Raw genomic sequence first — 23,408 nt, 5'->3', positions numbered from 1 at the left:
GGCCCATGGAACGCACGGCACAGGACAGGGAGTGCGACATGTCGATCCCCGAAATCAGCGAGGCGCTCGGGCAGTCCCTTCGACGCCACCGGTTCGTGCTCCAGGCGCAGCCCGCCACGGACAACGGCGAGGAGACCGTCCACCTCGTCCTGGACCACGGCGAGGAGACGCTGCACGCCGGCCATCTGGACCACTACCTGGGGCTGTGGAGCGCCTTCGCCGTCGTGCGGCCCCAGGGTGTCTTCCGTGCGGACGAGGTCGGCCGGTACGAGTCGTTCGAGGACGCCGTGCTGGCCGTGCTCATGTCTTTCACCCACGTCGAGTAGCCGCAGCGTCGTGCGGCGGCCGAGCAGCCCAGCTATCGAGCAGGAGGTGGGGACGTGCGCGTAGAGCCACGATTCCGCGACCAGATCAGGTGCCTCGTCCTCAAGGACCGCAGGGCGAAGGCGCTCGACGAGGCGCTGTCGCCGAGCGACCGGATCGCCTTCAACGGATTCCTCGTCTCGGTGATCGCCGTGATGGTCTCGCCGCGACTGGGCGACCGGTGCGGCATCGAGGACCTGGCGGCGTTCAGCGACGAGGTCGCGGCCGCTCTCCGCGCCGAGCGGCGACCGGTCAACGAGTTCGTCGTGGAGGAGGTCCTCCGCGAGATCTACGGGGTGCCGCCGCTCTTCCGTACGTTCCCGGCCCCTCCCCCGGCGGTCTCATCGGCGGGCGCGGCGATCGTGCGGCACCTGAACAACACCGACCCGACCGTCGCCGCCGGCATCGACCACACCCTCGAAACGGCGGTGGACCTGCACCACCGACGTAACGGGGCCTGACACCGTACGACGGCCGCCGGGCCGGCTCCCCACAGCGGCCGGGACCGCGGGGAGGCGAGCCCGCCGCTCAGCCGCCGGAGGCGGGCCCCCGCCCCGGCAGCCGCGTCTCTCCCGCCGCCTCCGCCTCCGCCTTCGCGTCGCTCACGGCGACGGCGGCCTGCTTCGCGGCCTCGTCGGCGGCCGCGACGGCGTCCAGCGCGAGCGTGGAGTTCGCCTCGACCTCCGGGGCCCCGACGTGGTCCTTGTCCGAGGCGTCGGCCTCGGTCGCGTCCTCGCGCTGCGCGCCCGGCGGAGGCCCGGTGCTCGACGCCTGGTCGCCGAACGCGCTGGTGACGGTGCGGATCGCCTCGGTCAGCTCGCCCGGGATCACCCAGAAGGTGTTGTTGTCGCTCTGCGCCAGATGCGGGAGCGTCTCCAGGTACTTGTAGGCCAGCACCTTCGCGTCGGCGTTGTTGCGGTGGACGGCCTGGAAGACGAGCTCCACCGCCTTCGACTCGCCGTCCGCCCGGAGGATCATGGCTTGCTGCGTACCCTGCGCCTCCAGGATGTCCTTCTGCTTCGTACCCTCCGCGGTGAGGATCTTGGCCTGCCGCTCGCCCTCGGCGTGCAGGATGGCCGCGCGCTTGTCACGCTCGGCCCGCATCTGCTTCTCCATCGCCTCTTTGATCGTGTTCGGCGGATCGATGGCCTTGATCTCGACGCGGTTGACCCGGATGCCCCACTTCCCGGTCGCGTCGTCGAGGACGGCACGGAGCCGGGCGTTGATCTCCTCACGCGAGGTGAGCGTCCCTTCCAGGTCCATGCTGCCGATGACGTTCCGCAGGGTGGTCACGGTGAGCTGATCGATGGCGTGCAGATAGTCGGCGACCTCGTAGGCCGCCGCCCGCGGGTCGGTGATCTGGTAATAGAGCACGGTGTCGATGTTGACCACGAGGTTGTCCTCGGTGATCACCGGCTTGGGGTCGGACGAATACACCTGCTCACGCACGTCGAGCTTGGTGTTGACCCGGTCCGCCACCGGCAGGACGAAGTTCAGGCCGGGCTGCAGCGTCCGGCGGTACCGGCCGAACCGCTCGATGTTGTAGCGGCGCGCCTGCGGAACGATGCGTACGGTGGCGGCCACGAGAAAGACGACGACGATCGCCGCCACAAGAATCGGGATGACAACCGGATCCATTCTTCCTCCTACGTCCCCCTACGGTCTTCCCGTGTACTCCCGCGCTGCGTGTTCAGCCGTTCATGGAAGGAGCTCGCGGGGATACACGACGGCTGTGGCGCCTTCGATCTCCATGACGTCCACCAGAGCGCCCACCGGGATCACCAGACTTTCGTCGAGAGCGCGGGCGGACCATTCCTCGCCGGAGATCTTGATCAGGCCGTGGGTCGCGGTCACCTCCTGCATGACCTCGGCCCGCTTGCCGATCAGCGCGTCGCTGCCCTCGTGGGTCAGGGGGCCCTGCGCCATGTGCCGCAGCGCGACGGGACGGACGAGGGCGAGGCCGGCCACCGCCGCCAGTCCGAGCGCCACGAGCTGACCGAGCAGACCGATGCCCACACCCGCGACAACGGCAGCGACCAACGCCGCGCCGGCCAGCAGTCCGAAAACCAGCGTGAGGGTGAAGAACTCCGCAGCGCCGAGCGCCGCGGCGGCGAGCAGCCAAGCGAACCACGGCATCGAATCAGCCTCCCCAAGGGGACCTCTTCAGCTACTTACCCCTTTCGACCCCGGGCGGAACCGTCCGGGGTGCCCGATCTACGATCGAAGCCCGTGGGCGGCGGCAAGGAAGCTACGGCGGAAGCCCTTGAGACGCGGGTGCCCGGGGCGCGCCAGGAGGCCCGTCCGCGTCCGAGAAGGAAGCAGCCATGACCGGACGACGACGGACCAGGGCAGCAGCGGCAGCGATCGTCCTGGCGCTCACGGCAGGCGGACTGATCTGGGGTTTCGGCCTCCGGGGCGACGACTCGGGCAAGGACCCCGCCGAGAACTGCCGGGGGGCGCTGGCGGTCGAGGAGGCCGGGACGTTCTTCGGCGGCGCCGAGCTGGAGTTCCGCGGCCACACCGGGGAGTGGGTGGGCCACGCGACCGAGTTCTGCTCGGCGTGGGCCCGGGGCGAGGGATCCGGAGGCGTACGGCTCGAACTGACCCTCCGTCCGGCGGCGGCCCATCGCGCCGCCGGTGCGGCGGAGAATCCCGGGGCGGCACCGATCGGACACGGCTGGAACGGCTCGTTCAGCGCCGGGCGCCACCCCGAGGCAGCGGTGCTCGTCGACTGCGCGCCGCTGCCCGGCAAGGGTCTCCTCGTCCTGGCCTCGGCGCGCGAGGACATCAGAGAACTCTCCGCCGAGCAGGTGCTTCAAGTGGCCCGCTTCACCACCGAGTCGGCGCGCCGCGCGGCGGAGCGCTTCGGTTGCGAAGGGGCCCTCGGGCAGCGCCCCTCGACCGTGGACCGCACCGCATGGCGGACCCTCTCCGTCACCCGGGCAACGGGAACCTGCCAGGGCGTCGTCCCCTCGCGGGACGCGGCCCGGCTACGCCTCACGACGGCTTCGGAGATGCCGGCCGGCCGCGCGCTCACCGAGGAGTGCTCGCTGAAGCTGCCGGCCAAGGGCAAGCGCGTCCGCCTGACCGCGTACTACGGGCCGTCCGCCTTGCAGGAGACGTACCTGGACAAGCGCTACCCCGGTAGCGTGAAGGGTGCTGCCATGCGGTCGCATCCGTGCGGGGGCGCGCTGGGGCCGGCGTACTTCAAGTTCGAGGAACTGCCGATGCCGGACTCCGAGAAGGGTGTACGGAGCACTGTCCGGCTCGACGACAGGCAACGCCTGCTGACAGCCTTCGCGAACGCTTCTCGTACACGGCACGGATGCCCGGTGACTTGACGGAGCACACCGTGACGTGCGCCGAAGTCAGCTCACCCGCCACTCGCTCCCGTCCCACGGGCGGCCGACAGGCCAGAGCCGATGAGAACCAGCGGAAGAGGCAACAGGCAACGCCGCCGAACCCTGCTTACTGAGGCACCCCCCGTGCCAGACTCGATCTCGGATGCGAAGCGAAACGACTCCGTCACCAAGGGTGCTCGTCATCGGTCGCCGCGCCATCCAACTGAACATCGGACGAGAGTCCCCGTGAGGGCACACAGCTCTCACGGTCGCCGCCCAAGGGAGTCAACGGTGAGTGCGAATTTACGTTTTGGCCCGGAACTGCGCCGATTACGGTTGGAGGCGGGGCTCAGCCTGACCGAGTTCTCCATGGCGCTCACGTATGACAAGGGGCACCTCAGCAAGGTTGAGCGGGGGAGCGTTCCGCGTCCCCTGACCTCGCACGGCGGTGCGACGCCTTCCTCGGTGCCAACGGCGAGCTGCAGAGCCTGGTCGTCCGTCCCGAGAGCGACCCGGGCACTACTGAATCCCCCGCCGCTCCGAGCCTCTGGTCCGTCGGGCGCAGGACGGTCCTCGCGGCGGGTACGGGGTCACTGATCGACCTGGGCCTGAAACTGGGCAGTCAGGCGTCCTCCGTTGCAGACCCACTCCTCACTTCCTTCCGTACGCAGTTCGACCAGTTGCGCGACCTCGGTCAGTCCACCGCGCCAAAGGTCCTGCTTCCCTTGCTGGAGACTCAGACGCGCACGCTCGCCGGGCTGGCCGCCGGCCCCCCGTCCGCCACTCAGGTCCCCGCACTCCTGCTCGCGTCGCGGTTCGCGGAGTTCACCGGCTGGATGGCCCAGGAGGCAGGTAACAACGACGACGCTCTCAGCTGGACCGACGAGGCCGCAGCACTGGCACGCGCCGGAGGTGATCCGTACCTCGGCGCCTACGCGCTCGTACGACGTGCCCTGGTCGCCTTCTATGGCGGAGACGCCACAGACACCGTCACGCTCGCCCGCCGGGCTCAGAGCGGCGAAATCCCGCCACGCATCCGAGGGCTCGCGGCCCAGCAGGAGGCACAGGGACACGCGCTCGTCGGCGATGAACGTGCCTGCCGCCGCAGCCTCGACAGGGCACGGGAGCTGCTCGACAGCAAGGACCTCCACAGCAGCGCCGGGCCTGTGATCGGCACCACCCATGTGAGCGACCCGGTGGCTATGATCACCGGCTGGTGCCTCCACGACCTCGGTCGCCCCAAGGCTGCCGCCGAGGTCCTGGACCGGGAGTGCCGCCGCCTCCCGCCGCACGCGTTGCGCAATCGCACCCGGTACGGCTTTCGCAGGGCCTTGGCCCACGCCGCCTCCGGAGAGGTCGAGCACGCATGCGCGATCGCCGGGGAGCTCCTGGGGATGATGCCGGCCGTGCCCTCGGCCACCGTGAACAGCGACATCCGACGTCTGGCACGGGAACTCTCACAGTCCCGGAGCAGCCGGGCCGTGTGCGATCTACAGCCGGCGCTGGCACGAGCACTCGCCCCTGCCCAGGATTGACGCCGGCTCGAACCAACCAGCTTGCCGGGCTTCCCGGCCTCGTCGGCTCTCTGGACCCCACCGTCCCGAGACCGTCTGTTCCCGCCCGACTGAGGGCACGGCGCCCCGAATATTCGGGCTGCCCGCGATCGGTGACGCGCCTCCATCGCTACGGACGCCCTGCCGTCATACGGGCGAGGCATCACGGCCGGGTTCCACCAAGCCTCCGTCTTCTCTCACGAAGGGACCCTTCATGCCCGAAATCTTCGTCAACTACCGAACTGGCGATGAGGAATCCTCTGCAGCCATGATCGCTCGAGAGCTCATCCGGCGGTTCGGCAAGGATCGGATCTTTCTCGACAGCAACTCGATCAAGCTCGGACAGCGCTTCCCGGCGGAACTGGTCAGGGCGATGGAGGACTGCGAGGCGCTTCTCGCTGTTACCGGCCCGCGCTGGACCGAGGTGCGGGGTGCCGACGGCCGCCCCGCCATCGAATCGGAGCAGGACTGGACCCGCCGTGAGATCGAGACGGCGCTCGACCGCGGCATCCTCGTGATCCCCGTGCTCGTCGGAAAGGCCACCCGGATCGATCCAGCCGTCCTCCCGGACGATCTGCGCGAGCTGGCGGACTGCCAGTACAGGCGGTTCGACCACCGCAACGCCGACGCGGACCGGACGGCGCTCGGCGACTCCCTCGCCCGGCTGCTGCCCGAATTGGGCGCGGTGGACCGCGACGCCCGGGCGTCGCGGGAGGGGGCGGAGGCGAAGTCCCGCAAGACACCAGCTCAGGACCCCGGGCACACGAGGATGCGGACGCGCGACATCGAACAGCGCGTGCGCGGCGGCATCGGGAGCCTCAACGGAGACCTGTCCGGCACCTTCGTCAACGAGCCGCAGGGGCCTGTGAACACCGGTCAGGGGCATCAGTACAACGCTCCCCACTTCGAAGGGGACAACACCGGGGTCCAGTTCACGGCCGGTGACAACAGCGGTACGGTCCACCAGCGCTTCGAGCGCGAGCGCCGACGCTCGGACGACGAACGATGACCGAGCAGGACCGCGTCACTGTCAACGATCCGCGCGGCCCGGTGAACAACAGCGAGGGGCACCAGTACGTCTTCTACGGCGCCGGCTCGGACTGGATGATCCGCAAAGGGGTCGAGCCCCTCCGGATCGTCCGCGAGGACCGGGTACGTCTGTCCCTCCGGTTCGCCCGTCCCGCAGGCTTCCGCATCGCTGCGGACCGCTTGGAGAAGCCTGGGTCGGTGGTGGTTCTGGACGCTCCGCCCGGTAGCGGCCGCCGCGCCGCGGCGATCATGCTGCTGCACAAGCTCGGCGAGAACGGCGGTGCCGAGGAGGAAGGGGCCCGTTTCGAGGAACTTCCCGCCTCGGAAAAGGACGAGCCCCGCCTTGCACCCGCCGCAGGCGACCGTTTCCTCCTCGATCTCTCCGGGATCGCCGACGAAGAGGCGTACGCCAAGGCCCAGCGTCTCCTGGCCATGCGCCGATCACAAGTCACGGAGGCCGGGGCTCACCTGGTCGTCGTCCTGCCTTCGGGCCTGGAACACGCCCACGCGCCGGACCTCGAACCGCACACGGTGACGCTGGGGCGCCCCCGGGGCGTCGCCGTCGTCACCCGGCACCTCCGCATGGACCGGATGGTCTTCCACTCCGCGGATCTCAGGAACGCCGACCTGCAACGTCTGTGCGACCGCTCCCCGATGTGGGAACTGGCGCGGCTCGCGGGGCTCGTGAGGGCCGCTCGTGACAGCGGCCGGTTCTGCGCGGACTTCGCGGGCTGGCTCGACCAAGCGATGCACGCGGTGACCGACCGTGCGGGTGAGGTGGGCCGGCAGGTGGCCGAGATCCGCGCCACGCCCGAGCGGGCCCTGCTGCTCGCGACGGCGATGTTCGAGGAGGCCCACGCCGATACCGTCTACGAGGCGTGGCACGGCCTGCTGAGGACGGTGAGGCACGAGGAAGAGACGACGACCGAGCTCGCGCGGACGGATTTCGGTGAGCGGCTGGCGGCACTCGGCGTCGAGCGGGGCGCGGACGGGCGGCTCCGGTTCGAGCGGCTGGCCTACGCCGACGCGGTACGGGCGTACTTCTGGGCGAACTTCCCCGGAGTGCGTGACGACCTCAGGGATTGGATCGGCCGTGCCGTCGGCCTCCACGGCCTGACCACGGACGACCGGGTGAACGTCGTCGTCCGCTACGGCGAACGGTCCCTGGCCATCGGGCAGGCCATGACCCCCTGAAGGGCTGGCACCTCTACGGAAGCTCCGCTGCAGCACCGACCGGATCACCGGCAACGTGAAGGCCGTCCTCGTCCCTCACCACGCCTCAGCCTGAGGTTGGAAAGGGCTCAGTCGGCGGTGCCGGGCTCCACGACCCACTCGGCTTGCAACCCGCTCACCGAGGCGATCATGTCGAAGTCACCGTCGTAGTGCAGCACCGTGGCCCCATGCCGTTCGGCCGTTGCCGCGATGAGGACGTCGGCCAGCGACAGCGCCCGGTGAAAGCCAGCGTTCAACGCCAGCGCCTGGATCGCGAGCGCCTGCTCGAACTCCGCGTCATTGCAGGGCAAGTAGTCGAAACCACGGAGCAGAGTACGCAGACGCAGCGCCTCCGGCTTTCCACGCGCCGAATACAGAACCTCATACTCGGTCGGAGCGCACACCGCTAGGAGTCCATCGCGGTCCAGTGCATCCAGCCGCGCCCGCACTGCCGGTTTGCCCCGGCGGGCCAGCGCGGACTTGTCGATGAGGTAGCGCCCTTTCACGCCGCCGAAGCCCCGCCTTCGCGCTTGAGCGAGCCGTCCGGATTTCGCGGCCCCGTCTGCGACCGGATCTCCGCGAACACGTCATCAAACTCACCATCGTCAATGGCATCGAACAGCTCCCGGCGCAGCCGCAGCCTCACCCCCTCCTCCATGGCCGCCCGCACTGCGGCGGCCTTCGTCCTCACCCCATACACCCGCATCGCCTGCTCGACGATCTCCTCGTCCAGATCGATCACAGTCCTGGCCATCAGTTGTCCCCTTCACAGCTCGACGCCCCAACAACGATATCAATCGCGAGTAAGAAATGGCATCAAAATGCTGGAGCGCGTCGAGGGTGCCTCGATCAGAGCCGGGAGCACGACCTGGACTGATTGATCAGCTTTCCGATCGGCGAGCAACCCTGGGCGAGACCCTGAACGAACTCCCTGACCTGGGACTCGGCGAACGAATCGACGCCATGTTGCCGGAGCGGCCACTCCGCACAACATGGGAAGCCGGCAAGAACGAACCCGGGCACGGCAGGCTGCGCTCCCCGCGACGATCGGCTCGTAGTCTCGGGAGGGCTCATCAGATTGGAACCTGGCACCGGCTGCGCATCCGCGTCCCAACGCAAACCCGGCACGGTACGAATGACCAGGGATGACGACAGGTGACGCGGGGCCGGCAACTCAGCACCATCCCAGTACCGGAAAAAGCAAAGGGCCCGACTCCGAAGAGTCGAGCCCCTCCTGAACTGCATGTTTGCCAGATCAGCGACGTGGTGGTACGTCACCCGTTACACGTTGAAGCGGAACTCCACCACGTCCCCGTCCTGCATGACGTAGTCCTTGCCCTCCATGCGGGCCTTGCCCTTCGCGCGGGCCTCGGCGACCGAGCCGGTCTCCACCAGGTCGGCGAAGGAGACGATCTCCGCCTTGATGAAGCCCTTCTGGAAGTCGGTGTGGATCACACCGGCCGCCTCCGGGGCCGTGGCGCCCTTCTTGATGGTCCACGCGCGGGCTTCCTTCGGGCCTGCCGTGAGGTAGGTCTGGAGGCCCAGGGTCTCGAAGCCGACGCGGCCGAGGGTGGCGAGGCCGGGCTCTTCCTGGCCCATGGACTGGAGCAGTTCGAGCGCCTCGTCGTCGTCGAGTTCGATCAGCTCGGACTCGATCTTGGCGTTGAGGAAGATCGCCTCGGCGGGGGCGACCAGGGCGCGCTGCTCGTTCTTGAAGTCCTCGTCGACCAGTTCGTCCTCGTCGACGTTGAAGACGTACAGGAACGGCTTGACGGTGAGCAGGTGCAGCTCGTGGAGGAGCCGGCCCCTCTCGGTGGCCGCCGTGATGCCCGCGGCGAACAGCGTCTGGCCGGACTCCAGGATCTTCTGGGCCTCCTCGACCGCGGCGAGGACCGCGACCTTCTCCTTCTGGAGACGGGACTCCTTCGTCAGGCGCGGGACGGCCTTCTCGACGGACTGGAGGTCGGCGAGGATCAGCTCGGTGTTGATCGTCTCGATGTCGTCCTTCGGCGAGACCTTGCCGTCGACGTGGACGACGTTCTCGTCCTTGAAGGCCCGGATGACCTGGCAGATCGCGTCGGACTCGCGGATGTTCGCGAGGAACTTGTTGCCCAGGCCCTCGCCCTCCGAAGCGCCCCGGACGATGCCGGCGATGTCGACGAAGTCGACCGTCGCCGGGAGGAGCCGCTGCGAGCTGAAGATCTCCGCGAGCTTGTTCAGGCGCGGGTCCGGGACGCCGACCACGCCGACGTTCGGCTCGATCGTGGCGAACGGGTAGTTGGCCGCCAGCACGTCGTTCTTGGTCAGGGCGTTGAACAGGGTCGACTTGCCGACATTCGGCAGACCGACGATTCCGATCGTGAGCGACACTTTGGCGACTTCCTGGAGTGAGGAGGGGGTCAGGGGCGTCCGGGTCCGGCTCGGCTGTTCGGCCGGGTCCCGGAGTGGACCGATTCCCCAGTTTACGGGCCTGCCCCCCGAGCCCGGACAGTGCGGTTTCACGGGTTCCTCCTACTGGGGCCCGCTGGTGGGGCCGTGCCGCTGGCCCTGGCTCTCCCGGGCCCTCCCCCGGTTCGAACCGTGCGATGGCCCGGGCCTCTTCCGCCGGCCCGGACAGCGCGCCTTTCGGCCGTGTGACATCGAACGCAACGCCAAGGTCGGCCAAAGCGCGTGTCCAACGCCTGATTCCCCGCCCCCCGCGACCTACGTTGTGCAGGTGGAGCAGCACAGGACACGTCCCCCGCAGCGCAGGCAGCCGCCGCAGGCCGCGCCCGCCCCGCCCGCGCCGGGCCGGGCGGGCGGCGAGAGTTCCGCCGTGTACCGGGTACGGGTGCGCGGTGTGCCGCCCGTGGTTCTCGCGTTGCGGCGGTTCCCCGACCCCCGGCTCACCGGGATCGGGGCCGGGCTGTTCGCCGCCCTCACCATGTTCGTGCTCGCCTGCGTCGACCGGCTGCTGTTCGACAGTTCGGAGCTCGTCTTCGGGCTGCTCTTCCTGCCCGTCAGCGCTCTGACCGCCCTCTGGGTCCGGCCCGCCGACCTGGTCACCGCGCCGATCAGCGTGCCCATCGCCTTCGCCGTCGGAGTGTTTCCGATTTCCGGGGGGTCCGAGGGGTTCGGCGGGCAGACCATGGGCCTCGTCACCGCCCTCGCCGTGCACGCCGGCTGGCTGTACGGCGGGACGCTGGTCGCGGGGGTCATCGCCTCCGTACGCAAGGTGCGCCAGATGCGGGCCCGGCGACGGTATGTGCTGGCCCAGGGGCGTGGCACCGCACCCGAGCGGGCGCCCCGGGCCGCCGCCGGGGCCGCGGCGGCGAAGCCCGTACGGGCCGGGGCCCCGGCGGCGGGCGCGGTGGCCCGTCGTCCTCAGCGGCCCTGAGCGGCTCTCGGCCCGTCTCCGCTGCCGGGTCCCCCGGCACGTACGTCACCCGGCCCATACGTCGTTCGGCCCGTGGTGCCGGCCGGTCCGTGGTGCCGGCCGGTCCGTGGTGCCGTCCGGCCCGTTCAGCCCTTGCTGTGTGCCTGGCCCGCCGCCGCCATCGCCGCTCCCACGATGCCCGCGTTGTTCTGAAGCTGGGCCGGGACCATCTCGGCCCGGACCTTCTCGATCAGCGGCAGGAACTTCTCCGCCTTGCGGCTCACGCCGCCGCCGATGATGAACAGCTCGGGCGAGAACAGCATCTCCACGTGCAGCAGGTACTTCTGGACCCGGTGCGCCCAGTGCTGCCAGCTGAGGTCCCCGTCCTCCTTGGCCTTCGTGGAGGCGTGCTTCTCCGCGTCGTGACCGTGCAGTTCCAGGTGGCCCAACTCGGTGTTGGGGACGAGCACGCCGTCGCTGAAGACCGCGCTGCCGATGCCCGTGCCGAAGGTCAGCATGATGACCGTGCCCGCGCGGCCCTTGCCCGCGCCGAAGGTCATCTCGGCGACTCCGGCCGCGTCCGCGTCGTTCAGGAGGGTGACGGGCTGGCCGATCCGCTCGCCCAGCAGCGTGCGCGCGTCCGTGTCGATCCATCCCTTGTCGACATTGGCCGCGGTACGCGTGATGCCGTCCGTGACGACCCCGGGGAAGGTGATGCCGACGGGGCCCGTCCAGTCGAAATGACCTACGACCTCGGCAACGCCGTCGGCCACGCCCTCGGGCGTGGCCGGGTGCGGTGTCAGCACCTTGTGGCGCTCCCGCGCCAGGTCTCCGCGGTCCAGGTCCACGGGAGCGCCCTTGATCCCGGATCCGCCGATGTCCACGCCGAAGATCTCCATGGAACCCACGGTACGGGCAGGCCGGGCCCCTTGCCCGGCTACTCGGCGGAAAGGGCGGCGGCCTCGGCGCGCAGGTCGCGGCGCAGCTCCTTGGGGAGGGAGAACGTGATCGACTCGTCGGCCGTCTTCACCGTCTCCACGTCCGCGTAACCGCGCTCTTGGAGCCATTCCAGGACGCCGTCGACGAGGACGTCGGGGACGGAGGCGCCGGACGTCAGACCGACCGTGGTCACGCCCTCCAGCCAGGCCTCGTCGATCTCGTCGGCGAAGTCGACCAGGTGGGCGGCGGGGGCTCCGGCGTCCAGGGCGACCTCGACCATGCGAATGGAGTTCGAGGAGTTCTTGGAGCCGACCACGATGACCAGTTCGGCGTCCTCGGCGAGCTTCTTCACGGCGATCTGGCGGTTCTGCGTGGCGTAGCAGATGTCGTCGCTGGGCGGCGAGAGGAGGTTGGGGAACTTCGCCTTGATGGCGTCGACCGTCTCCATCGTCTCGTCGACGGAGAGAGTGGTCTGGGAGAGCCAGACGACCTTCGACTCGTCGCGGACCTCGACGTTCGCGACGTCCTCGGGGCCGTCGACCAGCGTGATGTGGTCGGGGGCCTCGCCGGAGGTGCCGATGACCTCCTCGTGCCCCTCGTGGCCGATCAGGAGGATGTCGTAGTCCTCCTTGGCGTACCGGACGGCTTCCTTGTGGACCTTGGTGACCAGCGGGCAGGTCGCGTCGATGGTGGCGAGCTTGCGCTCGGCGGCCTCCGCGTGGACGGTGGGCGCGACTCCGTGCGCGGAGAACATCACGATGGAGCCCTCGGGCACCTCCGCGGTGACGTCCACGAAGATCGCGCCCTTCTTCTCCAGGGTCTGCACGACGTACTTGTTGTGCACGATCTCGTGGCGGACGTAGATCGGGGCCCCGTACTGCTCCAGGGCCTTCTCCACGGCGATCACGGCACGGTCCACGCCCGCGCAGTAGCCACGAGGTGCGGCGAGCAGGACACGACGGGCAGGAGTTGCAGTCATGCGTCCCATCGTAAGGCCGTGGCGAACAGGCACGAGGACGGCCGGGTCGGGAGACTGGTCACGGTGCGTTCGCGACAAATGGCTGATGGTGATGGAGGGGCGATGGCGTCGGTGCCGGAGAGCGGTTCGGGCAGCGGGACAGGGAGCGGTTCCGGGAGCGGTGCGGGCAGCGGGACAGGGAGCGGTTCGGGCGGCGGCGGTACGGGCAGCAGTACGGAACCGGGCAAGCTGCGGCGGACGCTGGGATTCCGGGATCTCGTCGTCTACGGGCTCCTCTTCATCGCCCCGATGGCCCCCGTCGGGGTGTTCGGCACCCTGGACGCCAAGTCCGGCGGCGCGGTCGCGCTCGTCTATGTGGTGGCCACGGTGGTCATGGGGTTCACCGCCTTCAGTTACGCCCAGATGGTGCGGGTCGCCCCTTTCGCCGGTTCGGTCTTCACGTATGCCCGCAAGGGGCTCGGGGAAGGGCCGGGGTTCATCGCCGGGTGGATGGCCATGCTCGACTACCTGCTGATCCCGGCCGTCGCCTACCTCTTCTCCGGGATCGCGATGAACGCGCTGGTCCCGGAGGTCTCGCGGTGGGTGTGGACCGCGATCGCCGTGCTCGTGACCACCCTGCTCAACCTGTGGGGCGTGCGGGCGGCGGCCCGGGTCGGCTTCGCGGTGCTGGCCATGGAGATCGTGGTGCTGCTGGTCTTCGTGGTCTCGGCCGTGGTCGTCCTCGTGCGGGACGGGGCGCAGCGCGGCTGGCTGACTCCGCTGACGGGGGACTCCGGGTTCTCCATGACGGCGGTGCTGGGGGCCGTGTCGATCGCCGTGCTCTCCTATCTGGGCTTCGACGCCATCGCCTCGTTCGCCGAGGAGGTGACGGGCGGCTCGCAGAAGGTGGCGCGGGCGGTGCTGTTCTGTCTGGTGCTGGCCGGCGTCCTGTTCGTGGCGCAGTCGTATCTGGCGGCGTTGCTGGAGCCGGTGAGCTCGGCGGAGCTGGCGGCGGACCCGGCGGCGCAGGGGTCGGCGTTCTACGACGCGGTGGACGCCTCGGTCGGGACGTGGCTGCATGACCTGGTGGCGGTCAGCAAGGCGATCGGCGCCGCGTTCGCCGCGCTGGCGGGGCAGGCCGCCGCCGGGCGGCTGGTCTTCGCGATGGCCCGGGAGCGGCGCCTGCCGCACTTCCTCGCGAAGGTCGACCCGTCGTCGGGCGTGCCGCGGGTGGCGATCCTGTGCGCGGCGATCGTGACGCTGGTGGCCGCCGTGTGGGCGGCCCGGCGCGACGACGGCCTGGACCATCTGGTCTCCGTCGTGGACATCGGCGCGCTGACGGCGTTCATCCTGCTGCACGCGTCGGTGGTCGGCTGGTTCGCCGTACGCCGGATGGAGGGCCCGCCGGTGTGGTGGCGGCACGTCCTGATCCCGGTGGTCGGCGCGGGGGTGCTGGTCGCGGTCATCGTGGAGGCGACGGCGTCCTCCCAGGTGGTGGGCGTCTGCTGGCTCGGGGTGGGGCTCGTGGTGCTGGCGGTGCAGGGGACGGGCCGGCGGGGCGGCATGGACGGCCCGGGTGGCGCGGAAAAGGGGGCCCCGGTCCCGTAGGGCTGCCAGGCCTTGGTGTTCCGTGCGGCTGCGCGTCCCGTACAGCTGCGCGTCCCGTACGGCTTCGCGTCCTGTACGGCTTCGCGTCCCGTACGACTTCGGCGGTGTGCCGGCGACGCGGGCCTCCGCGCGGGGCGGGGGGCCTGTCGGTGGCTGCCGATACGCTCGCCCGTATGGCTCTCAACACGTCCGCGGAAGCGCCGCTGCCCGTCGGTGAGGTGTCCCGGCTCATCGGCGGCTGGATCGACCGGCTCGGCGCCATCTGGGTGGAGGGGCAGATCACCCAGCTGTCGCGGCGCCCGGGCGCCGGGGTCGTCTTCCTGACGCTGCGCGATCCGTCCCACGACATCTCGGTGAGCGTGACCTGTTTCCGGCAGGTCTTCGACCGGATCGCCGATGTCGTGACGGAGGGCGCGCGCGTCGTCGTGCTGGCCAAGCCCGAGTGGTACGCCCCCCGGGGGCAGCTGTCGCTGCGGGCGACGGACATACGGCCGGTCGGCATCGGTGAGCTGCTCGTGCGGCTGGAGCAGCTGAAGAAGTCGCTCGCCGCCGAGGGGCTCTTCGCCCTGGACCGCAAGAAGCCGCTGCCGTTCCTGCCGCAGCTCGTCGGGCTGGTCTGCGGGCGTGCTTCCGCCGCCGAGCGCGACGTCCTGGAGAACGCCCGCCGCCGCTGGCCCGCCGTGCGCTTCGAGGTCCGCAACACCGCCGTGCAGGGGGTGAACGCGGTCGCCCAGGTGGTGCAGGCGGTCGAGGAGCTGGACGCGCTGGCGGAGGTCGACGTGATCGTGGTGGCGCGGGGCGGCGGCAGCGTCGAGGATCTGCTGCCGTTCTCCGACGAGCAGCTGATCCGGACCGTGGCCGCCTGCCGTACGCCGGTGGTCTCCGCGATCGGCCACGAGCCCGACTCGCCGCTGCTGGACCTGGTCGCCGATCTGCGTGCCTCCACGCCCACGGACGCGGCCAAGAAGGTCGTCCCCGACGTGGGCGAGGAGATGGAGCGGGTGCAGCAGTTGCGGGACCGGGCGCTGCGCACCGTACGGGGGCTGCTGGACCGTGAGGAGCGGGGGCTCGCGCATGCGCTGGGCCGCCCCGCGATGGAGCGGCCCCACCGCCTGGTGGACGAGCGCGAGGCCGAGGTGGACGCGCTCCTGGGGCGCAGTCGCCGGGTGCTGGGCCATCTGCTGGACCGGGCCGATTCGGAGCTGTCGCACACGCTCGCCCGGGTCGTCTCGCTGTCGCCGGCCGCGACCCTGGAGCGGGGCTACGCGGTGCTCCAGCGGCCCGACGGGCACGTGGTCCGCTCCCCCGAGGAGGCCGGGGCGCCCGGCGAGCCGCTGCGGGCGCGGGTCTCGGAGGGCGAGTTCACGGTGCGGGTGGACGGGTGAGGCCGGGGGGAAGTGGACGGGTGAGGCCGGAGGGAGCCGGAAGGCCGGACGGCCGCAACCGCTGGGGAGCGGGGAGCGGGACGGCCCGGGAGCCGCACCCGCCGGGACCGGAAAACCGGGCGGCCGGGGAGCCGGTACAGGAACGCAGCGCGGCCGGGCGACCGTATCGCGGGGGCCGCTGCGCCCACATGGTCGTAACAACTCACGCTTAGGGTGGATCACATGACGGACGACGACGGGACGACGGCGGCTGCCGCCACGGGCACGCTCGGCTACGAGCAGGCGCGGGACGAGCTGATCGAGGTCGTACGCCGGCTGGAGGCGGGCGGCACGACGCTGGAGGAGTCGCTGGCCCTGTGGGAGCGGGGCGAGGAGCTGGCGAAGGCCTGCCGGCACTGGCTGGAGGGCGCCCGCGCCCGGCTGGACGCGGCCCTGGCCCGCCCGCAGGAGGACGACGACCAGGGCTGAGCGAGCGAACGCCCGCGAGCCCAGCGGTCGCGCGCCCAGCGGTCACAGGCCCAGCGGTTGCGCGGTGACGGTCCGCGCGGTGGCAGCGGCCGGGGTGGCGCGGGGCGGGGCGGGGCGGGCGTCCGCGCTCGGGCCGGAGGCCGTCGCGCAAGACAGATGCACTGTGCAATGGATCACTCCCGCCAAGCTTTAGTTGAAAGTTAACCTATCCCTGGCGTACGTTCGGGTCTTCTCCCCACCGCGTACGTTCGGAAGGTTTGCACCAGATGTCCCTCGTTCTCGACCCCGCCGCCCAGGACCTCCTCTTCCGTGAGGCCCGTACCGCCAACACCTTCACCGACGAGCCGGTGACCGACGAGCAGGTCCAGGCGATCTACGACCTGGTCAAGTTCGGACCGACCGCCTTCAACCAGTCGCCGCTGCGCGTCGTCCTGGTCCGCTCCGCCGAGGGCCGCGAGCGCCTGGTGCGGCACATGGCCGAGGGCAACCAGCCGAAGACCTCCACGGCCCCGCTGGTCGCGATCCTGGCCGCCGACAACGAGTTCCACGAGGAGCTCCCGGCGCTGCTCCCGCACTTCCCGCAGGCCAAGGACATGTTCTTCTCGGAGCGCCCGGTCCGCGAGTCGGCCGCCGGCCTCAACGCCGCGCTCCAGGCCGCCTACTTCATCATCGGCGTCCGCGCCGCCGGCCTGGCCGCCGGCCCGATGACCGGCTACGACGCCGCGGGCATCCAGAAGGAGTTCCTGGACGACGACCACACCCCGCTGATGGTCGTCAACATCGGCAAGCCGGGCGAGGACGCCTGGTTCCCGCGCAGCCCGCGCCTCTCCTTCGACGAGGTCGTCAAGACCGTCTGAGCCCAGGGCTCCGCCCCACTCCCGGCTCCGCCCCACTCCCCGGCTCCGCCCGAGTCGAAGGATCCGTCCGGTGGCTTGGCCGAGCCCGACCGCCCGCCCGTATGCGAAGGGGCCCCGGAACACCAGGTGCACTGCTGGTGTTCCGGGGCCTCTTCGCGTACGCGGTTCGGCGCGGGCCGTGCGTCAGGAAGCCGGCGCGGCGGGCGGCGTCGTCTTCAGTGCGGCGGCCATCTCGACCAGGCTCTCCTTCGGAGCCGAGCCGGTCACCACCGTGGTGTGCCCCTTGCCGGGCAGGACGAGGGCGTTGTACTTCGCGCCCTCCCAGTACTGCCACTCCCGGCCGGCCACCGTCTCGGTGCGCCCGGTGTCCTTGGCCTTCCGGCTGACCTCGGGGACGTACGTACCCGCGGCGACGGTGGACTGCTCGACCGCGACGTACCTGCGGTCCGCGTCGAGGAAGCCCAGGTGCCAGGCGTCGCCCGCGACGTCGTCGTACCGGACGGAGGTCGCCTTCCACTCCTTGGGCAGACCCTCGGGCGCGGCCACCGGGTAAGGGGCGGCGGTCCGCACCGTCGCCAGTTCCACGGTGAAGTCGACGGCCTTGAGGGGGTCGGCGTGCTCGTCCTTCGGGATGAACAGGTAGATGACGCCCGCGCAGGCGGCGATCACCAAGGTCGACAGGAGCATGTCCCGGACTGTCTGCTTGCCTCGCTTGCTTGCCACGGGATCCATGGTGGCACGCGGCCGGACACGCCCGGCCGCAGGGTGCCGCTCACGGTCGCACCCCCGGAAGCGCTCATGCGTGACCCGGCCTGCTCATTTTATCGACCTACCGATAGAGTCACAGCACCCTCATATCCGGTCGTCGCCGTACAGAAAGGTGCGCTCCGATGTCCGAGCATCATCTGCCGTCCCAACTGGAGGTCTCCCCGGAGGCCCCCGACCGCAACCTGGCCCTGGAGTTGGTCCGGGTCACCGAGGCCGCCGCCATGGCTGCCGGGCGCTGGGTGGGCCGCGGCGACAAGATCGGCGCCGACGGCGCCGCCGTGAAGGCCATGCGGACCCTCGTCTCGACCGTCTCGATGAACGGCGTCGTCGTCATCGGCGAGGGCGAGAAGGACGAAGCCCCCATGCTGTTCAACGGCGAACGGGTCGGCGACGGCACCGGCGCCGAGGTCGACATCGCGGTCGACCCGATCGACGGCACCACGCTCAACGCCAAGGGCATGCCGAACGCCATCGCCGTGCTGGCGGCGGCCGACCGGGGCGCGATGTTCGACCCGTCCGCGGTCTTCTACATGGACAAGTTGGTGACGGGGCCCGAGGCGGCGGACTTCGTCGACATCAACGCGCCCGTGTCGGTCAACATCCGGCGTGTGGCACGGGCGAAGAACTCCACGCCCGAGGACGTCACGGTCGTCATCCTCGACCGGCCCCGGCACGAGGGCATCGTCAAGGAGATCCGGGAGACGGGCGCGCGGATCAAGTTCATCTCCGACGGCGACGTCGCGGGCTCGATCATGGCGGCCCGCGAGGGCACCGGCGTCGACCTGCTGATGGGCATCGGCGGGACGCCCGAGGGCATCATCTCGGCGTGCGCCATAAAGTGCCTCGGCGGCGTCATCCAGGGCAAGCTCTGGCCCAAGGACGAGGCGGAGCGGCAGCGGGCGCTGGACGCGGGCCACGATCTGGACCGGGTGCTGTCGACCGACGACCTGGTCAGCGGCGACAACGTGTTCTTCGTGGCGACGGGGATCACCGACGGTGAGCTGATGCGCGGTGTGCGGTACCGCGCGGAGACGGCGACCACCGAGTCGATCGTGATGCGCTCCAAGTCCGGCACGATCCGGTCGATCTCCTCGACCCACCGGCTGTCGAAGCTGCGCGCCTACAGCGCCATCGACTTCGACCGCGCGAAGTAGCCGGCAACCAGCACGGCAACCAGCACAGCTGCCGGAACGGGGAGGGGTGCGGGGAGCGGGCCATCGCTCCCCGCACCCCTCCCCGTCGCACGTGCGCGCATTCCGCGGGCGGGGACTCGTTCAGCCCGCCGCCGCTATGTGCTCCGACGCCGTCGCGGCGGCCGTGAACTCGATGTCCCGCCGTCGCCGCCGGGCCAGCGCCACCCGGCGCTCCGCGGCGGTGAGCCCGCCCCACACCCCGTACGGCTCGGGCTGCATCAGCGCGTGCTCCTGGCACTCCACCATGACCGGGCACCGGGAGCAGACCCGCTTGGCGGCGTCCTCGCGGGCCAGTCGGGCAGCGGTCGGTTCCTTCGACGGCGCGAAGAACAGGCCGGCCTCGTCGCGGCGGCAGGCCGCATCGGAATGCCAGGGGCCCGCGTCGTCCTCCCGGGCGGGGGTCCGCTGGGCCGGAACGGCGGCGACCTGCAGAGGCTGATGCGGCGGTTGCAGCACGGTCTACTCCTGACGACGGCTACGGCTTCGCGAGCGAGAGTCGATGCAGCACTCCCTACCCGCTGTGCGTACGCCTATGCACTGAGTGGCACCAGCGCGCGGCGCACCGTAATGCGCCCCTGCGGCTTTATGGCCGATTACCGGAGGTCGCGCGCCCCGCTGTATGTCGTGCGCCCCGCCGTATTCAGTAGCCGAGATGTTTGCGCAGCCGCTGCTGGAGGTCCGCGACGAACTTGCCCCGCTTCGGCCTGGCTTCCACGCTTCCGAACACGGAATAGCCGTTGACCACGACGACCGGTGCTTCCGGATCCGGCGATTCGAGCGTCCGCACTTCGAAGCTGCCGAAGACGCCCGTACCGCTGCCGCGCAGGGAAATGTTCTCCGGCACCCGGACGTCGACGCTGCCGAAGATGGACGTCGCATTGATGACGGTGAGGCGTTGGCCGAAAAGCGCTTCGGTCAGATCGATCTCCACGCTGCCGAAGAGCGCGAAGGCGTTCGTCCGGCCGCCGACCCGCCAACGGCCCTTGCGGTTGGCGCTGCTGAAGACCGCGACGAGATTCTCCGCGGGGCCGTCGGGGGCCTCGGGGCCGTAGGCGTACGGCTGGGACTCCGGGCGGGCCGTGGAACCGGAGGCGGCGGGCAGGTCCCGGACCATCGGCTGGAGTTCGCCGACGGTCTTGGCCCGGTAGACCAGGTCGATCCGCTCCGCGTGCTCGTCCGCCGTCAGACGACCCTCGGCCATCGCCTCCCGCAGGATGTCCGCGATCCGGTCGCGGTCGGCGTCGGAGGCGCGGATGCCATCGCCGTCCAGGGCTTCGGCGGGCGGCCGGGCGGCCGGCGCGTGGGGCTGCTGGGGCTGCTTCTCTAGGTCCACCGCCCCAGCGTACCCAAACGCGATAGATCGCGACTACCCCTCCAACCGGCGCGCCCCGGCCCCGCACCCGCCGTCCGGGGCGGCATCCAGGTGAGCCTTACCTCACAGGATCCTCCCGGGGGCGGCGCTCTACCCTGGTGGATGCGCTGCCCGAGGGAGGTCAGCCGCCGTCGCCGAGTGAGGAATGGCCGTCATGGCAGAGTTTGCGTACTCCGATCTGCTCCCCCTGGGGGAGGACACCACGCCGTACCGTCTGGTGACCGCCGAGGGCGTCTCCACCTTCGAGGCCGACGGCCGGACGTTCCTCAAGGTCGCGCCGGAGGCGCTGCGCACCCTGGCCGCCGAGGCGATGCACGACATCTCGCACTACCTGCGTCCGGCCCACCTGGCGCAGCTGCGCCGGATCGTCGACGACCCGGAGGCGTCCTCCAACGACAAGTTCGTGGCGCTGGACCTCCTGAAGAACGCGAACATCGCCGCCGCAGGTGTCCTGCCGATGTGCCAGGACACCGGTACGGCGATCGTCATGGGCAAGCGCGGGCAGAACGTGCTGACCGAGGGCGGTGACGAGGAGGCCCTGTCGCACGGGATCTACGACGCGTACACCAAGCTCAACCTGCGCTACTCGCAGATGGCCCCGCTGACCATGTGGGACGAGAAGAACACCGGCTCCAACCTGCCGGCCCAGATCGAGCTGTACGCCACCGACGGCGGCGCGTACAAGTTCCTCTTCATGGCGAAGGGCGGCGGCTCGGCCAACAAGTCGTTCCTCTACCAGGAGACGAAGGCCGTCCTGAACGAGGCCTCCATGATGAAGTTCCTGGAGGAGAAGATCCGTTCGCTGGGGACCGCGGCCTGCCCGCCGTACCACCTGGCGATCGTGGTCGGCGGCACGTCGGCGGAGTTCGCGCTGAAGACCGCCAAGTACGCCTCGGCGCACTACCTGGACGGGCTGCCGGCCGAGGGCTCGCCCACCGGGCACGGCTTCCGGGACAAGGAGCTGGAGGAGAAGGTCTTCGAGCTGACGCAGCGGATCGGTATCGGCGCGCAGTTCGGCGGCAAGTACTTCTGCCACGACGTGCGCGTGGTGCGGCTGCCCCGGCACGGGGCCTCCCTGCCCGTCGCCATCGCCGTATCCTGCTCCGCCGACCGCCAGGCCACCGCGAAGATCACCGCCGAGGGCGTCTTCCTGGAGCAGCTGGAGAAGGACCCGGCGCGCTTCCTTCCCGACACCACCGACGAGCACCTCGACGGGGCGGGCGGGGACGTCGTGGAGATCGACCTCAACCGGCCGATGGACGAGGTGCTGGCCGAGCTGACCAAGTACCCGGTCAAGACCCGGCTCTCGCTGACCGGGCCGCTGGTCGTGGCCCGCGACATCGCGCACGCCAAGATCAAGGAGCGCCTCGACGCGGGCGAGGAGATGCCGCAGTACCTGAAGGACCACCCGGTGTACTACGCGGGCCCGGCGAAGACGCCCGAGGGGTACGCCTCCGGTTCCTTCGGCCCGACGACGGCCGGCCGGATGGACTCGTACGTGGAGCAGTTCCAGGCGGCGGGCGGCTCGAAGGTGATGCTCGCCAAGGGCAACCGCAGCAAGCAGGTCACCGACGCCTGCGGCGCGCACGGCGGCTTCTACCTCGGCTCGATCGGCGGCCCCGCCGCCCGCCTCGCCCAGGACTGCATCAAGAAGGTCGAGGTCGTCGAGTACGAGGAGCTCGGCATGGAGGCGGTCTGGCGCATCGAGGTCGAGGACTTCCCCGCGTTCGTCGTCGTCGACGACAAGGGCAACGACTTCTTCACCGAGCCCGCTCCGGCTCCGACGTTCACCAGCATTCCGGTGCGGGGGCCGGGGCTCGGCTGACCCCGCCCCTGAGGGCTGTGCCGCTGTTCCCGGCGGGACAGGCCGTAGTCGTCACCGGGAGGGCCCGTCCGCGCGGACGGGCCCTCCCGCGCGTTATCGGCCGCCCACCCGTGCGTTCTCAGCCGTCCAGCAGGCCCGATGTCGCGACCAGATACCCCAGCTGCGCGCGGCTGTTGCTGCCCAGCTGTTCGGAGACCTTGCGCATGTGCTCGGCGACGCTGCGGCGGCTCATGCCGATCCGGCGGGCGATGGCGGCGTCCGTCTCGCCGTTGACGACGGCCTGGAGGATGGTGCGCTGGAGGTCGGAGGTGACGACGGGGGTGCGCAGCGGCGCGCGTTCGGGGCGGACCGGGACCGCCCGGGACCACGCCTCGTCGAAGTGGCGGGCCAGGAAGCGGACCAGCGACGGGTGCTGGACGCGCAGGGCGGTGTGCGGTTCGTCGGAGAACGGGATGAGGGCGAGGTCCTGGTCGAAGACGATGAACCGGTCGGCGACCTCCGCCAGGGTCCTGACCTCGGCGCCCTCGGCGGTCACCTGCTCGATGTAGGCGAGCGTGGTGCGGTCCGAGCGGACGGTGTGCTGGTAGAGGGTGCGCTGCCGGATGCCGCGGCGCAGGTTGCCCAGGTCGCGCGGGAGCGACTGCTCCAGGACGTGGGCGGGGCGCCCGCCGCCGGGGTGGGCGGTGCGGACCTCGGCGCGGCAGCCGCTGACCCCGGCGTCCAGGGCCTTGCCGATGACGGCCGTGCCGGAGAGGCGGGTGAGGGCGGGGCGTTCCTGCCGGTGCATCTCGGCGTAGAGCCCCTCGAAGGCGGCGAGGGTGGCGCGGGCGGAGCGCAGGGTGCGGCGCTGTTCGACGATCGCTTCCTCGATCGGGGCGAGCGCGGCGAACGAGGCGGTCTCCGGCGGTACGGGGATGAGGTGGCCGGGTGATTCCTGGTCGGCCACCATCAGGTGCAGGGACCGCAGGCAGGAGGGCGCGGCGCCGGCCGGGAGGCGGCCCTCCGTCAGCGCACGACGATAGGCCGCGAGCGCCGCCTCGCAGGGTTGTTCCGGTATCGACCGGTCCGAGGGTGATTCACGGCAATCACATACCGGTGAGGGGGAATGATCGTCCTTCACAAGGATGCAGATTACCTTTGTGCAATAGTGAGGCCCCCGTCCGGCGTCCGTGCTCGACGAGT

At 70.4% G+C, this 23,408-nt stretch carries 25 protein-coding genes; 14 read left to right on the top strand and 11 right to left on the bottom strand.

What is annotated here, in order from left to right; translation table 11 throughout:
• Positions 1-38 precede the first annotated feature (38 nt).
• Both D581_RS0105345 and D581_RS0105340 read left to right on the top strand, forming a co-directional pair.
• Positions 39-326: a hypothetical protein gene (locus tag D581_RS0105345; RefSeq protein WP_018956196.1), complete on the top strand. Its 288-nt coding sequence runs from the start codon at positions 39-41 to the stop codon at positions 324-326.
• Positions 327-380: 54 nt separating this feature from the next.
• The gene (locus D581_RS0105340) at positions 381-824 is read left to right on the top strand and encodes a hypothetical protein (RefSeq protein ID WP_018956195.1); all 444 of its coding nucleotides are present in this window, start codon (positions 381-383) and stop codon (positions 822-824) included.
• A 67-nt stretch (positions 825-891) separates the two neighbouring features.
• Here D581_RS0105340 and D581_RS0105335 read toward each other — a convergent pair whose 3' ends face one another.
• Together D581_RS0105335 and D581_RS0105330 are read right to left on the bottom strand one after the other, a co-directional pair.
• Positions 892-2,001 carry an SPFH domain-containing protein gene (locus D581_RS0105335; protein WP_026290234.1) on the bottom strand — a complete coding sequence of 370 codons (1,110 nt, stop codon included), beginning with the start codon at positions 1,999-2,001 and terminating at the stop codon, positions 892-894.
• 60 nt (positions 2,002-2,061) lie between these two features.
• Positions 2,062-2,499, bottom strand: a complete 438-nt coding sequence (locus tag D581_RS0105330) for an NfeD family protein (protein ID WP_018956193.1) — start codon at positions 2,497-2,499, stop codon at positions 2,062-2,064.
• Positions 2,500-2,687: 188 nt separating this feature from the next.
• Between D581_RS0105330 and D581_RS0105325 the strand changes: the two genes are divergently transcribed.
• The 5 genes from D581_RS0105325 (at position 2,688) to D581_RS01000000136875 (ending at position 7,480) form a co-directional block, all read left to right on the top strand.
• Entirely contained in the window at positions 2,688-3,704 is a 1,017-nt protein-coding gene (locus D581_RS0105325; protein WP_018956192.1) for a hypothetical protein, read from the top strand.
• An 81-nt stretch (positions 3,705-3,785) separates the two neighbouring features.
• Positions 3,786-4,301, top strand: a complete 516-nt coding sequence (locus tag D581_RS1000000141940) for a helix-turn-helix domain-containing protein (RefSeq protein ID WP_486585799.1) — start codon at positions 3,786-3,788, stop codon at positions 4,299-4,301.
• Entirely contained in the window at positions 4,184-5,239 is a 1,056-nt protein-coding gene (locus D581_RS0105320; protein ID WP_486585808.1) for an NsdA family TPR-like regulatory protein, read from the top strand. The genes D581_RS1000000141940 and D581_RS0105320 overlap by 118 nt, the downstream gene beginning before the upstream one ends.
• A 232-nt stretch (positions 5,240-5,471) precedes the next feature.
• Positions 5,472-6,266 carry a toll/interleukin-1 receptor domain-containing protein gene (locus tag D581_RS0105315; RefSeq protein WP_026290232.1) on the top strand — a complete coding sequence of 265 codons (795 nt, stop codon included), beginning with the start codon at positions 5,472-5,474 and terminating at the stop codon, positions 6,264-6,266.
• Positions 6,263-7,480 (top strand): hypothetical protein, encoded by a 1,218-nt coding sequence (locus tag D581_RS01000000136875; protein WP_018956189.1) that lies wholly within the window; start codon positions 6,263-6,265, stop codon positions 7,478-7,480. Before D581_RS0105315 ends, D581_RS01000000136875 begins: the two co-directional genes overlap by 4 nt.
• Before the next feature lie 107 nt (positions 7,481-7,587).
• Here the strand turns inward: D581_RS01000000136875 and D581_RS0105305 are convergent, their stop codons facing one another.
• The 3 genes from D581_RS0105305 to ychF form a co-directional block, all read right to left on the bottom strand.
• Complete coding sequence (locus tag D581_RS0105305; RefSeq protein ID WP_026290231.1) at positions 7,588-8,004, bottom strand: PIN domain nuclease; 417 nt, start codon at positions 8,002-8,004, stop codon at positions 7,588-7,590.
• The gene (locus D581_RS0105300; RefSeq protein ID WP_018956187.1) at positions 8,001-8,252 is read right to left on the bottom strand and encodes a type II toxin-antitoxin system VapB family antitoxin; all 252 of its coding nucleotides are present in this window, start codon (positions 8,250-8,252) and stop codon (positions 8,001-8,003) included. The genes D581_RS0105305 and D581_RS0105300 overlap by 4 nt, the downstream gene beginning before the upstream one ends.
• Before the next feature lie 527 nt (positions 8,253-8,779).
• Positions 8,780-9,868 carry a redox-regulated ATPase YchF gene (gene ychF / locus D581_RS0105295; protein WP_018956186.1) on the bottom strand — a complete coding sequence of 363 codons (1,089 nt, stop codon included), beginning with the start codon at positions 9,866-9,868 and terminating at the stop codon, positions 8,780-8,782.
• A 445-nt stretch (positions 9,869-10,313) separates the two neighbouring features.
• Between ychF and D581_RS0105290 the strand changes: the two genes are divergently transcribed.
• Positions 10,314-10,874, top strand: coding sequence for a DUF6542 domain-containing protein (locus D581_RS0105290; RefSeq protein ID WP_018956185.1), 561 nt, complete (start codon positions 10,314-10,316; stop codon positions 10,872-10,874).
• A 125-nt stretch (positions 10,875-10,999) separates the two neighbouring features.
• On the opposite strand, the gene ppgK is transcribed toward D581_RS0105290, so the two are convergent.
• Together ppgK and D581_RS0105280 are read right to left on the bottom strand one after the other, a co-directional pair.
• Positions 11,000-11,752, bottom strand: coding sequence for a polyphosphate--glucose phosphotransferase (gene ppgK / locus D581_RS0105285; RefSeq protein ID WP_018956184.1), 753 nt, complete (start codon positions 11,750-11,752; stop codon positions 11,000-11,002).
• A 38-nt stretch (positions 11,753-11,790) separates the two neighbouring features.
• The gene (locus D581_RS0105280; RefSeq protein ID WP_199787771.1) at positions 11,791-12,780 is read right to left on the bottom strand and encodes a 4-hydroxy-3-methylbut-2-enyl diphosphate reductase; all 990 of its coding nucleotides are present in this window, start codon (positions 12,778-12,780) and stop codon (positions 11,791-11,793) included.
• Between the two features lie 93 nt (positions 12,781-12,873).
• Between D581_RS0105280 and D581_RS0105275 the strand changes: the two genes are divergently transcribed.
• The 4 genes from D581_RS0105275 to D581_RS0105260 all read left to right on the top strand — a co-directional run bounded on the left by D581_RS0105275 (position 12,874) and on the right by D581_RS0105260 (position 17,068).
• Entirely contained in the window at positions 12,874-14,358 is a 1,485-nt protein-coding gene (locus D581_RS0105275; protein WP_018956182.1) for an amino acid permease, read from the top strand.
• Between the two features lie 173 nt (positions 14,359-14,531).
• A complete protein-coding gene (gene xseA, locus D581_RS0105270; RefSeq protein ID WP_018956181.1) occupies positions 14,532-15,743 on the top strand; it encodes an exodeoxyribonuclease VII large subunit in 1,212 nt (403 codons plus the stop codon).
• Positions 15,744-15,965: 222 nt separating this feature from the next.
• The gene (locus D581_RS0105265; protein WP_018956180.1) at positions 15,966-16,211 is read left to right on the top strand and encodes an exodeoxyribonuclease VII small subunit; all 246 of its coding nucleotides are present in this window, start codon (positions 15,966-15,968) and stop codon (positions 16,209-16,211) included.
• A 266-nt stretch (positions 16,212-16,477) separates the two neighbouring features.
• Entirely contained in the window at positions 16,478-17,068 is a 591-nt protein-coding gene (locus tag D581_RS0105260) for a malonic semialdehyde reductase (protein WP_018956179.1), read from the top strand.
• A 183-nt stretch (positions 17,069-17,251) separates the two neighbouring features.
• On the opposite strand, the gene D581_RS0105255 is transcribed toward D581_RS0105260, so the two are convergent.
• Positions 17,252-17,800, bottom strand: a complete 549-nt coding sequence (locus tag D581_RS0105255; RefSeq protein ID WP_078625624.1) for a DUF4245 domain-containing protein — start codon at positions 17,798-17,800, stop codon at positions 17,252-17,254.
• 158 nt (positions 17,801-17,958) lie between these two features.
• Between D581_RS0105255 and glpX the strand changes: the two genes are divergently transcribed.
• On the top strand, positions 17,959-18,990 hold the full coding sequence (gene glpX / locus D581_RS0105250; RefSeq protein WP_018956177.1) for a class II fructose-bisphosphatase: 1,032 nt from the start codon (positions 17,959-17,961) through the stop codon (positions 18,988-18,990).
• Positions 18,991-19,110: 120 nt separating this feature from the next.
• Here the strand turns inward: glpX and D581_RS0105245 are convergent, their stop codons facing one another.
• A complete protein-coding gene (locus D581_RS0105245; protein ID WP_018956176.1) occupies positions 19,111-19,485 on the bottom strand; it encodes a WhiB family transcriptional regulator in 375 nt (124 codons plus the stop codon).
• Between the two features lie 184 nt (positions 19,486-19,669).
• Positions 19,670-20,362, bottom strand: coding sequence for a DUF1707 SHOCT-like domain-containing protein (locus D581_RS0105240; protein ID WP_018956175.1), 693 nt, complete (start codon positions 20,360-20,362; stop codon positions 19,670-19,672).
• A 193-nt stretch (positions 20,363-20,555) separates the two neighbouring features.
• Here D581_RS0105240 and D581_RS0105235 point away from each other — a divergent pair, with 193 nt between their 5' ends.
• Positions 20,556-22,226 (top strand): fumarate hydratase, encoded by a 1,671-nt coding sequence (locus D581_RS0105235; RefSeq protein WP_018956174.1) that lies wholly within the window; start codon positions 20,556-20,558, stop codon positions 22,224-22,226.
• Between the two features lie 118 nt (positions 22,227-22,344).
• Here D581_RS0105235 and D581_RS0105230 read toward each other — a convergent pair whose 3' ends face one another.
• The gene (locus D581_RS0105230) at positions 22,345-23,346 is read right to left on the bottom strand and encodes a LuxR C-terminal-related transcriptional regulator (RefSeq protein ID WP_026290230.1); all 1,002 of its coding nucleotides are present in this window, start codon (positions 23,344-23,346) and stop codon (positions 22,345-22,347) included.
• Positions 23,347-23,408: the final 62 nt, after the last annotated feature.

It is taken from the genome of Streptomyces sp. CNB091, from assembly GCF_000377965.1.
This window is presented reverse-complemented; position numbering and strand designations above follow the sequence as displayed.

Coding starts and splice junctions, on each gene's coding strand:
- D581_RS0105345 (WP_018956196.1), top strand. CDS start 39: ATGTCGATCCCCGAAATCAGCGAGGCGCTCGGGCAGTCCCTTCGACGC.
- D581_RS0105335 (WP_026290234.1), bottom strand. CDS start 2,001: ATGGATCCGGTTGTCATCCCGATTCTTGTGGCGGCGATCGTCGTCGTC.
- D581_RS0105330 (WP_018956193.1), bottom strand. CDS start 2,499: ATGCCGTGGTTCGCTTGGCTGCTCGCCGCCGCGGCGCTCGGCGCTGCG.
- D581_RS0105325 (WP_018956192.1), top strand. CDS start 2,688: ATGACCGGACGACGACGGACCAGGGCAGCAGCGGCAGCGATCGTCCTG.
- D581_RS1000000141940 (WP_486585799.1), top strand. CDS start 3,786: ATGAGAACCAGCGGAAGAGGCAACAGGCAACGCCGCCGAACCCTGCTT.
- D581_RS0105315 (WP_026290232.1), top strand. CDS start 5,472: ATGCCCGAAATCTTCGTCAACTACCGAACTGGCGATGAGGAATCCTCT.
- D581_RS01000000136875 (WP_018956189.1), top strand. CDS start 6,263: ATGACCGAGCAGGACCGCGTCACTGTCAACGATCCGCGCGGCCCGGTG.
- D581_RS0105300 (WP_018956187.1), bottom strand. CDS start 8,252: ATGGCCAGGACTGTGATCGATCTGGACGAGGAGATCGTCGAGCAGGCG.
- ppgK (WP_018956184.1), bottom strand. CDS start 11,752: ATGGAGATCTTCGGCGTGGACATCGGCGGATCCGGGATCAAGGGCGCT.
- D581_RS0105280 (WP_199787771.1), bottom strand. CDS start 12,780: ATGGGACGCATGACTGCAACTCCTGCCCGTCGTGTCCTGCTCGCCGCA.
- D581_RS0105275 (WP_018956182.1), top strand. CDS start 12,874: ATGGCGTCGGTGCCGGAGAGCGGTTCGGGCAGCGGGACAGGGAGCGGT.
- xseA (WP_018956181.1), top strand. CDS start 14,532: ATGGCTCTCAACACGTCCGCGGAAGCGCCGCTGCCCGTCGGTGAGGTG.
- D581_RS0105265 (WP_018956180.1), top strand. CDS start 15,966: ATGACGGACGACGACGGGACGACGGCGGCTGCCGCCACGGGCACGCTC.
- D581_RS0105260 (WP_018956179.1), top strand. CDS start 16,478: ATGTCCCTCGTTCTCGACCCCGCCGCCCAGGACCTCCTCTTCCGTGAG.
- D581_RS0105255 (WP_078625624.1), bottom strand. CDS start 17,800: ATGGATCCCGTGGCAAGCAAGCGAGGCAAGCAGACAGTCCGGGACATG.
- glpX (WP_018956177.1), top strand. CDS start 17,959: ATGTCCGAGCATCATCTGCCGTCCCAACTGGAGGTCTCCCCGGAGGCC.
- D581_RS0105235 (WP_018956174.1), top strand. CDS start 20,556: ATGGCAGAGTTTGCGTACTCCGATCTGCTCCCCCTGGGGGAGGACACC.